A 15,226-nucleotide genomic window follows, 5' to 3' on the forward strand; every position below is an offset into this window, starting at 1 on the left:
TATAACTAGAAAGTTAGCTTCAATTTTCAAATATACCTCTACAGCTTTTCTTGGTTTATGTTTAGGTTACTTCTTGAAATCTTTTGGTGGAACAAAATAAAAGCGCATGAATCAGATTTTTCAATTTGAGTTCATGCGCCTTTCTTATTTTTTAATTAAATTTCACCATATGGTATTTCTTTTTACCACGGCGAATAATGGAAAAAGCGTCTTCTAAACGGTCTTTAGCATCTACTGTATATTCTAAATCCGTCACCTTTTCACCGTTGATGCTGATGGCACCATTTGTTACATCTTCACGCGCTTGACGCTTTGATGGGGAAACACCTGCCTCGACAAGCATTTCAACAATGTTTTTATCTTCTTTCGCCATTTCAATAGAAGGAACATCTTTAAAAGCATCTTTCATTTCTTCTGCAGATAAAGCTTTTAAATCTCCAGAGAATAGTGCTGCTGTAATACGCTGTGCAGTATCAAGTGCCTCTTGGCCGTGAATTAAGCGCGTCATTTCTTCTGCTAATGCCTTTTGTGCTTTGCGTAAATGTGGTTCTTGCTCAACACTTGTTTGTAATACCTCGATTTCTTCACGTGATAGGAATGTAAAGATTTTCAAGTATTTAATAACATCTGCATCACCAGTGTTAATCCAGAATTGGTAGAATTCATATGGGCTCGTTTTTTCAGCGTCTAACCATACTGCGCCACCTGCTGTTTTACCGAATTTCGTGCCATCAGCCTTTGTTACTAATGGAATTGTAAAACCGAATGCTTTTGCATTGTCATCATGCGTTTTACGTATGACTTCTAAGCCTGTTGTAATATTGCCCCACTGATCCGAGCCACCGATTTGGATGCGTACATTATGGTTGTCGTATAAATGATTAAAATCAATTCCTTGAATGATTGTGTACGTAAATTCTGTAAATGAAATACCTGTATCTAAACGTGAAGCAATCGTATCCTTTGCTAGCATGTAGTTGACATTCAATAGCTTCCCAAAATCACGTAAAAACTCGATTGTACTCATTTTTCCAATCCAATCGTGATTGTTGACAAGCTTTGCTGTATTTTCTGCGCTAGAATTAAAGTCAAAAATGCGTTCTAATTGTTTTTTAATGCCCTGTACATTTCGGTCAATTTGCTCTACTGTTTGCAATTGGCGCTCCTCTGAACGTCCAGATGGGTCCCCTACCATTCCTGTTGCACCACCAACTAGCAATACCGGCTTATGACCAGCTTGTTGGAAGCGGCGAAGCGTTAATAATGGTACGATATGGCCGATGTGCATCGAATCAGCCGTTGGGTCAACCCCACAGTATAATGATACGGACTGCTCATTTAATAGCTTTTCCATACCTTCTGCGTCTGTTTGCTGGTATAACAAACCACGCCAATTTAAGTCTTCAATTAGTTTGTTTGTCATGTTGTGTCCTCCTCTTTTTTTACGCATAGAAACAAAAAAGTCCCTACACGCACTATGCATGCAGGGACGCTATCGTAAAAATAACGCGGTACCACCCAGCTTGAAGAGCATTACTCTTCCTCTCATCCGTCTTAACGCGACGTAAACGTTCAAGCTCCAAGAACGTAATTCATGTTATACATTATGACTAGCTCTCACCACACGCTAGCTCTCTTGACAGGGAATGATAACACTACTGCAATCTCTTCAATACTTGAAAAACTATACAGTCTATTTTACCTAAACAGCGTCTATTGTCAATAACTATATTTTAGCTGTAGAAAAAATGTGCTATAATCAATTACGCATTGGCGTAATTGCGGTTGGATTTTTCCGAGTTCATGAAGGAAACAAAGCTAAAATCCATGACATCCGCTGGAGACTTTGAGTCAACATGATGTTGGTCACTCAGTTATTAGCACCAAAATGTGGTGTTCTTTCGACTGAGTTCCTCTAATTCAGTAAGAGCCCTACTCCTTTGGTTTAACTGAATCGAGGTAAATGAGTTTAGGAGGTCGTTTCATTGAAAGAATGGTTGACACAAATAAATAACAAATTAGAAGCTCTAGCAAACAAATCTTGGATGCGTGCGTTCCGCATTACAGGTGGCGTTATTTGGAATTTATCATTATTAATTCTTATATTAGTAGCAACTTTAACTGTATTTGCTGGGGCAGTTGGTGCGGGATATTTCGCATCACTCGTAAAAGAAGAGCCTTTGCGTTCTAAGGAAAATATGCGTGAGCTTATTTTCAATTACGAGGAAACGAGTGAAATTTATTTTGCGGACAATATTTATATTGGCAAGCTACGTACAGATTTAGAGCGTCGTGAAACCTCTCTAAAGGATGTTTCGCCCATTGTAATTGATGCTGTTCTTGCAACAGAGGACGAGTACTTCCGTGAGCATAATGGTATCGTCCCAAAAGCTGTCCTGCGTGGTTTGCTACAAGACTTTACAAATTCGGCTACTCAAACAGGTGGCTCGACATTAACACAGCAATTAATAAAAAATCAAATATTAACAAACGAAGTATCTTATGAACGTAAAGCAAAAGAAATATTGTTAGCATTACGACTTGAAAAATTTATGACAAAGCAAGAAATATTGGAGGCCTATTTGAATATTATCCCCTATGGGCGTAATGCTTCAGGTCGCAATATAGCTGGAATCGAAACAGCAGCGGACGGTATATTTGGCATTAAAGCTTCTGAGCTTTCTTTACCACAAGCTGCGTATATCGCGGGAATACCGCAAGCACCGTATGCCCATACACCTTTTACACAAAAAGGGCAATTAAAAACAGAGGAAGCTTTAAAGCCCGGCATTGACCGGATGAAAACGGTTCTATACCGTATGAAGGAAGCTGGCTACATTTCAGAAAATGAATATCAAGAAGCTATCGTCTACGATATTACGCAAGATTTTAGAAAACCTGAATCACGCCCTGAAGACCGCTACCCATGGTTAACATACGAGCTTGAAAACCGTGCGAAAAAAATTATTGCGGATATGTTAGCTGAGCAGGATGGCATTGATCCAAAGCGCTTGCAAGAAGAATCACAGTTGCTTGAAAAATATATGATTTTAGCAGACCGTGATGTGCGCTCAAAAGGCTATCGTATCTATTCTACAATTAATCAGCAAATGTATGACGCAATGAAAACAGCAGCCGAGAATTTCCAATACTACGGTCATACGTATACAGCAACGACGATAGATAGTGAAACTGGAGAAGAAATAACAGTTGAAATGCCTGTGCAAGTTGGAAGTGTTGTTATCGAGAACAAGACAGGACGTATTTTAAGCTTTGTTGGCGGGCGTGATTTTAATATTGAGGCACTAAATCATGCTACACAAGCATATCGTTCAAATGGTTCAACAATGAAGCCACTTTTAGCATATGGTCCGGCTATTGAGTATGGAAAAATTGGTGCAGGTAGCCCTGTTGTCGATGTGAAATTTAAGCGTAGCTATGACGGCTATAGCCCTTCGAACTATCTTGAAAATGAAGAAAGAGGAATAATGCCTGCACGTGAGGCCTTAGCTCATTCTCAAAACTTAACAGCGCTTCGCTTATATGATGATATTTTACCAAATCGACCTGCTGAATATTTAGCTAAAATGGGCTTTTCTCGCTTAACCGAGGGCGATTATGTCAATTTAGCAACAGCTATCGGTGGATTAACGAATGGGACAACAGTTGAAGAAAATACAAATGCATTTGCTACACTTGCAAATGGCGGTCAATTTATTGATGCTTATATGATTGAGAAAATTGTTGATTTAGATGGCAATATTATTTATCAGCATGAGGTAGAGCCAGTTGAAGTATTTACACCTGAAACTTCCTACATTGTTACAGATATGCTGCGTGATGTACTTGATTATGGTACAGGTATGCGTGCAAAGAGCACATTAAAATTCTCTTCTGATTTTGCAGCAAAAACAGGTACAACACAGGATTATAAGGATGTTTGGTTAGTTGGCTATAACCCTAATATTTCTTTAGGTGTGTGGATGGGCTATGACCAGCCTAGATCATTATATACATTTAATAACACTTACTATCAGCCAAGTACCCGTGTGAATTTACTATGGGCTTCGTTGATGAATACTATTTACGATATCGACCCTGAATTTATCGGAACGAAAGAAAAATTTGAAAAGCCTGCAAATGTTGTCAGCGCATCGTTTTGTGGAATTTCAGGCTTAGCACCTTCTGAAGCTTGTTCAAGTGCTGGGCTAGTGCGCTCCGATTTATTTAATCGCAATGTATTTTTACCATCCATTCCAGATGACAGCTTAGTTTCTTCTGCATCTGTCAATATTGATGGTAAATCATACAGTGCTCTCCCTTCTACCCCTGCTGAATTCGTTACAATGGGGGGCGTCGGCTTAAACGAGGAGTTTGTTAAACGCATGCTTGGCTCTTTAGGTGGAGATCCTGCAAAGCTATTACCTAACAATTCTTCCTTAAGCTCAACTGTTGTTACAGGGGCAGCATTTGAAGCGGATGAAGAGGCACCAGCATCTGTTATTGTTACACTTGATGGCAATACATTAGTATGGTCGAAGTCGGCATCAAATGATGTTATCGGCTATCGAGTCTATTCGACAGAAGGTCAGCTTATTGCGACGAATGGCTTTGAACAAGGGCGTCGGGCTCAAATTGCCATCGGAGCTAACTATTATGTTGTTGCAGTAGATATTACAGGGCGTCAATCTGAGCCTTCAAACATTATCGAAACTGCCGCTCCACCGCCTGAAATCGATGAGCCAAATACAGATGAAGACAATGAACCGCCCGTACCAGAGGAGCCACCGACAGGGGACCCTGAAGGCAATGGGGAAGAACAAGAAGAATAAGCACAACAATAAGGCTGCCTGAAAAAGAATCTCTTTTCAGGCAGCCTTAGCTTATCTATTAAGTATTCGCTAAAAACACTGCTCCTTCAGCAGTCACAATAAATTGTCATTATCCTTTTCGCCAAGGGCGTACTTTAAAGCCTATTCCCTTGGAATTTTATTTGGAAAGTAATTTAGATTTTTTAAACAGCTTGGCTCTAATTGCATAATATTTGTTGTAAAATAGCAACTGCTTCATCCATTTCCGACTCACTTACTGTCAATGGTGGTAATAAACGAATGACTTTTGTGCCTGCCTGTACAACGAGCAAGCCTGCCTGCTCCAATTGAGTAACATAGCTCGCTACATCTTCACCACCGCAGTAAATACCAAGCATTAAGCCTTTTCCTTGAATTGTGAACTTTTTGTCATTTAATGCCTGCTGTAGCCTCGCCTGCAAATAGGCTGATTTATCCTGCACTTGCTGTAAAAAAGCCTCGTTAAAAACATGCTCTACGACTGTTTGTGCAACTGCCACGGCTAACGGGTTACCACCGAATGTTGTACCGTGTGTTCCTGCATTAAATGTTTCAAATAATTCTGCCGTACCTAGTATGCCGCCAATTGGAAAGCCGCCCCCTAAACCTTTAGCCATCGACACAATATGTGGTTTTAATGCCGTTTGCTCAAACGCAAAGCGCGTCCCTGTACGACCAATTCCTGTTTGTACCTCATCGACAATTAATAAAATACTATGCGCCTCACAAATTTTTTGTATAGCTTCCGCAAACTCTGGCGTCACCTCATTAATGCCACCCTCACCTTGAATCGGCTCTAACATAATCGCTGCCACTGTTTCATCAATAGCGGCTTCAAGTGCCACCACATCATTAAATGGCAATGTCGTAAACTGTTCAACTAAAGGGCCAAAGCCATTTCGCACTTTATCCTGTCCTGTTGCCGACATCGCACCAAATGTACGCCCATGAAATGATTGCTCAAAAACAATAATATGATGCTTCCCTGTATGTTTACGCGCAAGCTTAATCGCCGCCTCATTAGCCTCTGCCCCACTATTACAAAAAAAGGCATACGCTAATGGCAAATCCTGAACTAATGATGCAGCAAGCTTCTCCTGCCCCTTGCTCTCAAAAAGATTGCTAATATGCCATAGCTTCTCACTCTGCTCCTGCAAAGTTTGCACAAGCGCTGGATGAGCATGGCCAAGCGAACAAACAGCAATCCCACTTGTAAAATCTAGATAACGCTTCCCACTATCGTCATACACGATTGTTCCTTGCCCTTTAACAATATGAATCTGTCGTCTTGCATAATTTTGAAATAATGCACTCATCCTACAGCCATCTCCTTTAAATTGAATTGTGCGAGAATTGTGTGAGTGCCTGGCACCCAACAATTGTTGTGCCTGTTAATGTATCATCTACAATTTGAACAGACGGAATGCCTGCTGCCAAACAAGCAAGCGCTCCTTGTACTTTCGGAATCATTCCATCGTAAATATGTTCATCAGCAATCCATTTTTCAATTGCTGATTTTGTCACTTGCTGCTGATATTGCCCTTCAATTCGGATGCCGGCGACATCTGTGACAAGAAGTAAACTTTCTGCTTCTATAGCAAGAGCCACTTCGCTTGCTACTGTATCACCGTTAATATTTAATGCCTGACCATCTGTTGTTGTCCCAATGCAAGCAATAACTGGGACAATATTTGTGTTTAAAATAGTATTTAATAGCTTCGTATTTACCTTTTTAATTTGCCCTACATAGCCGTAGATTGCCTCATCTAAAAATGTACTTTCTAATAACTGACCATCAAAGCCGCTTAATCCGATTGCCTCAATTCCTGCTCTATTTAATTCGTGTACGAGAAGTGGGTTTACTTGCCCAATTAATGTTGTTTTCACTAAATCGATTGCTTCTGCTGTAGTAACCCGTATCCCATGTAACACATGGGATGCTACTTGATGAGCAGCTAATGTGCGATTAATTGCTGGCCCTCCACCATGTGTAATAATAACGCGATAGCCCTCTCGTTGAAGTGCCTGTATTTTTTGAAAAAAGGCGCTGTTCAATCCTTCTAATGCACTGCCTCCCAGTTTAATGACAATATTACGAGCGGTATGATGCGTTGATTTGAACGTAGTCATATGTTAAATCACACCCCCAAGCAAAGCCATGTCCATTACCCGCGCCTAAAGAAACGAAAATTTTCACTTCATGCTGCTTTAGTATTGTAATAAGCTGTTCCTCCGAAAATGCAATTGGTTCACCATTTTCGACCATTGTTACGCCCCCGATTTGAATCGTAATTTTCTCAGGGTCGACCGTTGCACCGCTATAGCCAACTGCCGCAATAATACGTCCCCAATTGGCATCACAGCCAAAGACAGCCGTTTTCACAAGTGGTGAGCCTACAACTGATTTTGCAATTTTACGTGCCTCCGCATCATTCATTGCGCCGACTACTTCAACTTCGATTAATTTTGTCGCCCCTTCACCATCGCGAGCTATCGATTTTGCTAAATCCTCTGCTACCGCTTGCAGTGCAGTATAAAAATTTGCCCACTCTGGATGCTCTGGCGTTAAGGCTGTATTACCAGCTAAACCATTTGCCATGACGACAACCATATCATTTGTCGATGTGTCACCATCTACTGTAATTGAATTAAAGGTACAATCTGTAATTTGTAATAGTGCCTTTTGCAGCTCATTTGATTGTATGTTGGCATCTGTCGTAATAAAACCTAGCATCGTTGCCATATTTGGCTCAATCATGCCAGAGCCCTTTGCTGTACCAGAAACAACAATTTCTTTGCCATCAATTGTCGTTACATAGGTTGTATTTTTCATCACTGTATCCGTCGTTAAAATGGCCTGTGCAAAATCAATGCTGCTCTCTAAATCATCGTTAGGTACTAGCATGGCAACACCCTTTTTCAACGGCTCCATTTTCATTATTTCTCCAATAACCCCTGTAGATGCTACCCCAACTAAGCTAGTGTCGATATTTAATTTTTCTGCAGCCAATTTTTGCATTTCATAGGCATCCGCTATCCCTTGTTTGCCTGTACAAGCATTGGCATTGCCTGAATTAATGAGCATTGCCTGCATTTTTTGCGTGCTATAAACAACCTCCTTCGTTACCTTTAATGGAGCCGCCTGCACAGCATTCGTCGTAAAAACTGCTGCAACACTTGCCGGTACCTCACTTACAAGTAATGCTAAATCCTTTTTCTTATGCTTTAAACCGCAATGCACCCCCGCCGCTGTAAAGCCTTTTGGAGATACGATATTTTTTCCAGATAATTTTTTCAATTCAATAATAGCTGTCATTTATTTTCCTCCTTAAATGAATAATGGTACTGTTTGTAAACCCATCGTTTGTGGTAAGTTCATTTGTATATTCATATTTTGAATTGCTTGCCCTGCCGCACCCTTGACTAAATTATCAATGACGCCGACAATCGTTGCTCGATTTGTGCGCTTATCTAATTGCACATACACATCACAGTAATTTGAGCCTTTCACACGATTTGTACCAATCATTGAGGCTTCTTTAATCACGCGTACAAATGGGTGTTTCGCATATGCAGCTTGCAAACAATCGAGCAGTTGTGCCTGTGTAACGCCAGGCTGTACAGCGGCATATGATGTTGTTAAAATACCGCGCGTCATGGGTACTAAATGAGTATTAAATGAAATTTTTGTCTGCACATTTGCAAACATTGCAATCGCTTGCTCGATTTCTGGAATATGCTGATGCTCGTTAATTTTATAAATTGAGAAATTTTCATTCGTTTCACTAAAATGAGTTGCCTGTGTAGGCTTATTACCAGCACCTGATACACCGCTTTTCGCATCGATAACTAAAAAGCTCGGGTCAATTAAATTTTCTTTTATTAAGGGCAATAGTGATAATAAAACTGCTGTCGGATAACAGCCGGGATTGGCAATTAAATGTCCCTCAGCAATTTTTGACTCATTCCATTCTGCTAATCCATAAACACTTTGCTCGATTGCCTCCTGCGGTGCAGGCGTTTTTTTATACCATTGCTCAAAGCTCGCTCGATTCTTTAAACGAAAATCACCTGACAAATCAATAAATTTTGGTCCCTTTTGCAATAATGGCGGTAATAAATTAGTCGTTACCCCTGATGGTGTACTTGTAAAAATAACGTCTAAATTTTGCAAAGCTCCTTCAGCGATTTTTTGTAATGGCTGGTCTTCAATTCCTTCTAAATGAGAAAACTTTGTTGAAAAAATGGTTCCTTCTTCTGATGAAGTGAATAATTCAATTTTCTCTACTTCCGGGTGATTATGTAAAAAGCGAATTAACTCAAGTCCTCCATATCCTGTAGCACCGATAATTCCAACTTTCATTGCCGTCCCTCCAAATATAAGATAGCATTAGTATAAGTATGTATAATTATTTAGTCAACTGAATTTTTATTTATTTTCTAAAAAATTAATTTTTTAATTGTCCGAACGTCGAAAAAAGGCTAGCACAACTTTTAAATGCCCGTTGCATGGATGATAAACAAAATCTCCTTATAAATTAGTTTGTTGCGAATTATCAACGGGATTACAATATTAGAAATTAGGCTATTATGAAAGAAATTACTTTCTGGACAGCCCCTTCCATCTTCCCTTTTCCCTAAATTCTTTTGTATAATAAGGATTAGAATAATTAGGTGGTGTATAAATGGAGCATAAAAAAACCTTTTTTAGCACTGCAATGGAGACGAGGCATGGGATTGTACATGTAGAAGGCCCTGTACATCCTGAGCAATTAGCTCGTTACGCATTTCATGATGATTTAGTTTCATTCCGCCCTGCCCCGCAACAGCACAAAGCCTTAATTGGTATCGCCTCATTAGAGGAGGGACGCATTATAATCGTTCGCAATGGCGAAATGGTTGTTGGCTATGTCACATATTTATACCCCGACCCTATCGAGCGTTGGGCGGAGGATAAAATCGAAAATATGATTGAGCTTGGCGCAATAGAAGTCATTCCAGATTATCGCAGTACAGGTGTAGGAAAAAAACTGTTAGAAATATCGTTTGCGGATGAGGCAATGGAAGACTATCTTGTTATTACAACTGAATATTATTGGCATTGGGATTTAAAAGGGACAGGACTAAACGTCTGGGAATATCGCAAAATGATGGAGCGTATGATGAGTTCTGTAGGTTTTGAATATTTTGCGACAGACGACCCAGAAATCGCATCACATCCAGCAAACTGTCTAATGGGGCGAGTTGGTAAGCATGTCAATGCAGAGACGATGGAACGCTTTGATCGTCTACGTTTTAAAAGGCGTTTTTTGTATTAAAAATCAAGCAAAGGGGATTGCAAAATGATTGTAGAAGAAATGATGCAAGTTAATGTGCACACACTACTCCCTACAAATACAGTTGGAGAGGCTGCACAGTTAATGCATGAACATGACATACGCCATATACCGATTGTCAATACACAAAAGGAAGTCGTTGGAATTATAACAGAGCATGATGTTAAGCACGCTTTTCTTGATGAGCTGAATGAGCAAGAAAAAACCGTCATTAAAAATACACCTTTAATGAATATGATGATTAAAAATCCAATTGTTGGCCATCCATTAGATTTAGTTGAAGAGGTAGCCTTAACTTTTTATGAATCTAAAATTAGCTGTTTACCAATTGTCTCAGGTGGTAAATTAGTCGGACTTGTTACAACAACAGACCTTTTATACACTTACATTGAATTAACTGGTGCACATAAGCCAAGTTCTAAAATCGATATTCGCGTTTCCGATAAAGCTGGTGTGCTACATGATATTTCTAAAATATTTATGCAACATAAAGTGAATGTGTTAAGCGTGCTTATCCATCCTGATGCTACAAACGACGAAAACCGAATTGTGAGCGTCCGATTACAAGTTATCAATCCATTAGCAATTATTCAAGATTTACGTAAGCAAGGCTTTCATGTTTTGTGGCCAAATGTACCAGGGATACAAGTATGAAAAATGCACTTTTTGTCTATTCACCTGACCAGCTTGGCTATAAATTTTCGGACACCCATCCGTTTAACCACAAACGCTTACTATTAACAATGGATTTACTAAAACAAATCGGCGCTTTAAAAGATGAAGATATTATTCCAGCACGCATGGCTACAGAAGAGGAAATTGCCCTTGCACACGATGAAAAATATATTGATATTGTAAAGAGGGCAGGACATGGTCAGCTCACAGCTAAACAAGGTGAAAGCTTCGGCATCGGTACAGAAGATACACCAATTTTTCCAAATATGCATGAAGCAAGCGCATTGCTCGTTGGTGGTACTTTACAAGCTGTAGACGCTGTGCTACAAGGTCGGGCACGCCATGCACTAAATTTAGGCGGCGGGCTTCACCATGGCTTTTACGGACGAGCTTCGGGCTTTTGCATTTATAATGATAGCAGTGTAGCCATTCGTTACATACAGAAAAAGTACGGCTTGCGTGTATTATATGTCGATACAGATGCCCATCACGGTGATGGGGTGCAATGGTCTTTTTACGATGATCCAAATGTATGTACATTGTCTATTCATGAAACAGGACGCTATTTATTTCCCGGTACAGGTAATGTGACCGAGCGCGGAAACGGGCAAGGCTACGGCACATCCTTTAACTTTCCAATTGATGCTTTTACAGAGGATGAAAGTTTTTTAATGATTTATGAACAAGCGATGCGCAAAGTGTTTGAGCATTTTAAACCTGATGTTGTACTAACGCAAAATGGTGCTGATGCTCATTATCTCGACCCATTAACACATTTATATGGCACGATGAAAATTTACAAGGAAATTCCAAAACTTGCTCATCAATTAGCGCATGAATATTGCGATGGTAGGTGGATTGCAGTTGGTGGTGGCGGCTACGATATTTGGCGTGTTGTACCCCGCGCTTGGTCACTAATTTGGACAGAAATGAACGATTTAGCTTGCCCTACTGGTCCATTGCCGAAAAACTGGCTGGAGCATTGGCAGCAGGAAGCACCAAATGAGCTTATCCCAACTTGGGAAGACCCTACCGACCTATATGACCCGATTCCGCGCAAAGCAGAAATTGAGGAAAAAAATGCACAAATGCTACAAAAAGCATTACACATTTTGCATAAATAAAAAAATAGCTGTTGGAAAAACATGCTTACGCACAGGCTTTTCCGACAGCTATTCCATTTTTATTAGAGTATAGATTTACGCTCTTTTAAAATCAAATAAATGCTCAAAGCTCATTATTTATTTACCATTTAAAACGATGGCAAATTTAATGAGATGGAGTTGTCCGAAAAGTCCATTTTGTTTTGACAACGCATTGAAATCAATGTTCCCTTTTACTGAAGGAGTACACTGCTAAAGCCAATGTTCATCCCATTTTTAAAAGAGGCGTTCTCTGCTTATATGAATCAACATTTTATGAAACATCATCGCTACTGTCCATTTTTAACGCTTCGTTGAGCTACGAATTTCCATATGATATGGTAAAACAACTGTTTGCTCTGCCACTTCTTCCTTATTCATAATTTTCGTTAAAAGTCGCATTGCTACAGCACCAATATCATAAAGTGGTAAGGCAACACTCGATAGCTGTGGACGTACCATTCTGGCTAACTTGGAGTTTTCAAAGCTAATGACTTCGATATCATTTGGCACTTGCTTGCCAGCATCTTGTGCCGCATGAATAATGCCGATTGCTAATTCATCGCTGCCTGCAAAATAAGCAGTCGGAGGTACTGCAATAGCTGTTAACTCTTCATATGCAGCGATGCCATCATCATATATGCTATCCCCCGCAATAATGAGCTGCTCATCTAGCTCAATATTGGCATCTTGCAATGCCTGCTTATAAGCAGCTAGTTTATATATACCATTAATCGTATAATCCAATGGACCTGAAACAAATGAGATACGCTTATGTCCATTTTTCAACAAAATATTAACAGCTTCATATGCTGCCTCATAATAATCAATATTGACAGAGGCAGCCTCCTGCTGTTCATCAACAGAGCCTGCTAAAACAATCGGTACTGGAGAGGCTTTGATTGCTTGTTGAATGCTACTCGATACTTTATCGGTCATCATTACAACGCCATCTACCTGCTTGCTTAACATCGTATCAAGCAATTCCAGCTCCTTGTCCTCCTTTTGGTCTGAATTCGATAAAATAATATTATAGCTATACATTGTCGCAATATCTTCAATGCCTCGTGCTAATTCTGCATAAATTGTATTTGAAATATCCGGAATAATCACGCCTACTGTTGTTGTTTTTTTACTAGCCAAGCCACGTGCCACCGCATTTGGTCGGTATTCTAGCCGCTCAATTACTTCCAATACTTTTTTTCTAGTGGCAGGCTTCACATTCTGGTTGCCATTCACAACACGCGATACTGTAGCCATTGAAACATTGGCCTCGCGCGCTACATCATAAATTGTTACTGTCACTATACTCGCCTCCAGTCGTCTTCTCTCAACTTATCTTCTATTTCCCATTAACAAGATAAACAAGTAAAAATACATTTTAGTTTTATAAAAAATGCTTTTGTCTTTCTGAATATCCCTTAATCAATGATGCCTCGACTAACTTTAGTCCAAATTTTTTCGGGCTGTTTGGTGGACGTTAACCTAAAGCCTTCACGTCCTATGACCGTGGTTAATTGATTTGCATCACGCAGGGCTTCCTTCAAAATCTGTGACATTCGCCGCAAGTTTAGCTGACACGATGTCGTTATCGTAGGACGCGATGTTCTTAGACGGAGTTCCTCTTTATCAGCACCCACTGAAATGAGCCTAAAAAGCATTTATTTTACTAGCTGTAGAGGTGGGAAACCTCTGTATCTATAGCTGTCGCCCTGCTATCTGTACAAAAAACCTTGCTGCCTCGTTTTCATACAAAATAAAATTGGCTGCTGCGGTTACTCGTCGCAAAAAACATCGCTGAAAGATGTTAAAACTCACTTTATACCATCATATATACTTTCATTTCCAATTTCAATAAAAAATGAAGTTAGACAAAAAAATGCCTTAAAAAGCTGTAGGACATCTTTTTCAATGACTATTATCTCATTGAAAAATGTAAAAGGCATCTGAAAAGTGGCATGTTCGCCTCCTTTTCAGACACCTCCTTTTCGACAACTTTAAAGTTTAAGCTTTTACTTCATATTGCTTCATGAACTTTAGCACTTCGTCGTAGAATGCATCGAATGTTGGAATATCCATTTGCTGCTGCTGGTCTGATAAAGCAATTGATGGGTCTGGATGAACTTCAGCCATTACGCCATCTGCACCAATTGCAATCGCCGCTTTTGCACATGGTAATAATAAATCGCGACGTCCTGTTGAGTGCGTTACATCAACCATTACTGGTAAATGCGTTTCCTGCTTTAAAATTGGCACTGCAGAAATATCTAATGTATTACGTGTCGCCTTTTCGTATGTACGAATACCACGCTCACATAAAATAATATTTTCATTGCCCTTTGACATAATGTACTCAGCTGCGTGAATGAATTCATCAATAGTTGCTGCTAAGCCACGTTTTAACAATACTGGCTTATTGATTGCCCCTGCTGCCTTTAATAATTCAAAGTTTTGCATATTACGTGCACCTATTTGTACAACATCTACATAATCAAGTGCTACTTCTAAATCAGCAGGTGTTACAATTTCTGTAATAACAGCTAAACCGTATTCCTCAGATACTTGCTTTAAAATTTTTAAACCTTCTAAACCAAGCCCTTGGAAATCGTATGGAGAAGTACGTGGCTTGTACGCGCCACCTCGAATTAATTTTAAACCTTTATCACGAATAGATGCGGCAACTTGCGCCACTTGCTCATATGATTCAACTGCACATGGACCAAAGACGAAAGATGGTGCACCTGCTCCTAATAATTCTCCATTAATATTAATAACTGTATCTTCAGATTTCTCTTTACGCGATACAAGTAATTCTTTTTTCTTCTCTGCCTCTAACTGCTTTAATGCTGTTTTAAAAATTTGTTTAAAAATATAATCAACCGTCATTTGATTTAACGGACCATTGTTATGCTCCTTAATTAAATCCAGCATATGGCGTTCTCGAAGGGGATCGTAACGATGCACACCCTGCTTCTCTTTAATCTTACCTATCTCATTAACAATCTCTGCTCGCTCATTAATTAAGCGCAAAATCTCTAAGTTTAAGCTGTCGATTTGACCGCGTAAACCTTCTAAATCGTGTTGACTCATTACTTATTTCTCCTTCCTGAGTACACATACTCTTTCAGAACGCTGAAATGTATGATACATTTTTAATTAATAATATCATTATAGACAACTTGTTTATAAATGTCACGCATTTTTAATTTAGCGCTTCAACTCG

General features: G+C 39.6%; 11 protein-coding genes and 1 other annotated feature. Of the genes, 4 read left to right on the forward strand and 7 right to left on the reverse strand.

All coding sequences use genetic code 11. The features are described 5' to 3' along the window. Nucleotides 1–151: 151 nt before the first annotated feature. Nucleotides 152–1,423 carry a tyrosine--tRNA ligase gene (gene tyrS / locus C9J36_RS10130; protein WP_107942993.1) on the reverse strand — a complete coding sequence of 424 codons (1,272 nt, stop codon included), beginning with the start codon at nt 1,421–1,423 and terminating at the stop codon, nt 152–154. A 59-nt stretch (nt 1,424–1,482) separates the two neighbouring features. After that, nucleotides 1,483–1,682: a binding site (T-box leader), on the reverse strand. Nucleotides 1,683–1,985: 303 nt separating this feature from the next. Between tyrS and C9J36_RS10135 the strand changes: the two genes are divergently transcribed. After that, nucleotides 1,986–4,832: a transglycosylase domain-containing protein gene (locus C9J36_RS10135; RefSeq protein WP_107942994.1), complete on the forward strand. Its 2,847-nt coding sequence runs from the start codon at nt 1,986–1,988 to the stop codon at nt 4,830–4,832. A 197-nt stretch (nt 4,833–5,029) separates the two neighbouring features. Here the strand turns inward: C9J36_RS10135 and argD are convergent, their stop codons facing one another. From argD to argC, 4 genes are read right to left on the reverse strand one after another with little or no spacing between them, the layout of a single operon-like run. Beyond that, nucleotides 5,030–6,166 (reverse strand): acetylornithine transaminase, encoded by a 1,137-nt coding sequence (gene argD, locus C9J36_RS10140; protein WP_107942995.1) that lies wholly within the window; start codon nt 6,164–6,166, stop codon nt 5,030–5,032. Between the two features lie 16 nt (nt 6,167–6,182). Further along, complete coding sequence (gene argB / locus C9J36_RS10145) at nt 6,183–6,980, reverse strand: acetylglutamate kinase (protein WP_107942996.1); 798 nt, start codon at nt 6,978–6,980, stop codon at nt 6,183–6,185. Next, nucleotides 6,943–8,166 (reverse strand): bifunctional ornithine acetyltransferase/N-acetylglutamate synthase, encoded by a 1,224-nt coding sequence (argJ, locus tag C9J36_RS10150; protein WP_107942997.1) that lies wholly within the window; start codon nt 8,164–8,166, stop codon nt 6,943–6,945. Before argJ ends, argB begins: the two co-directional genes overlap by 38 nt. 12 nt (nt 8,167–8,178) lie before the next feature. Further along, entirely contained in the window at nt 8,179–9,213 is a 1,035-nt protein-coding gene (gene argC, locus C9J36_RS10155; protein ID WP_107942998.1) for an N-acetyl-gamma-glutamyl-phosphate reductase, read from the reverse strand. A gap of 322 nt (nt 9,214–9,535) precedes the next feature. Between argC and C9J36_RS10160 the strand changes: the two genes are divergently transcribed. The 3 genes from C9J36_RS10160 to C9J36_RS10170 are packed head-to-tail and all read left to right on the forward strand — an operon-like array spanning nt 9,536 to nt 11,985. Further along, entirely contained in the window at nt 9,536–10,168 is a 633-nt protein-coding gene (locus C9J36_RS10160; protein WP_107942999.1) for a GNAT family N-acetyltransferase, read from the forward strand. 24 nt (nt 10,169–10,192) lie between these two features. Next, complete coding sequence (locus C9J36_RS10165) at nt 10,193–10,840, forward strand: CBS and ACT domain-containing protein (protein WP_066161927.1); 648 nt, start codon at nt 10,193–10,195, stop codon at nt 10,838–10,840. Then, nucleotides 10,837–11,985 (forward strand): acetoin utilization protein AcuC, encoded by a 1,149-nt coding sequence (locus C9J36_RS10170; RefSeq protein ID WP_066161924.1) that lies wholly within the window; start codon nt 10,837–10,839, stop codon nt 11,983–11,985. Before C9J36_RS10165 ends, C9J36_RS10170 begins: the two co-directional genes overlap by 4 nt. Before the next feature lie 321 nt (nt 11,986–12,306). On the opposite strand, the gene ccpA is transcribed toward C9J36_RS10170, so the two are convergent. Continuing rightward, entirely contained in the window at nt 12,307–13,308 is a 1,002-nt protein-coding gene (gene ccpA, locus C9J36_RS10175; protein ID WP_066161922.1) for a catabolite control protein A, read from the reverse strand. Between the two features lie 699 nt (nt 13,309–14,007). Next, nucleotides 14,008–15,093, reverse strand: coding sequence for a bifunctional 3-deoxy-7-phosphoheptulonate synthase/chorismate mutase (locus C9J36_RS10180; protein WP_066161919.1), 1,086 nt, complete (start codon nt 15,091–15,093; stop codon nt 14,008–14,010). Nucleotides 15,094–15,226 lie beyond the last annotated feature (133 nt).

It is taken from the genome of Metasolibacillus fluoroglycofenilyticus (assembly GCF_003049645.1).
Taxonomy (GTDB): domain Bacteria; phylum Bacillota; class Bacilli; order Bacillales_A; family Planococcaceae; genus Metasolibacillus; species Metasolibacillus fluoroglycofenilyticus.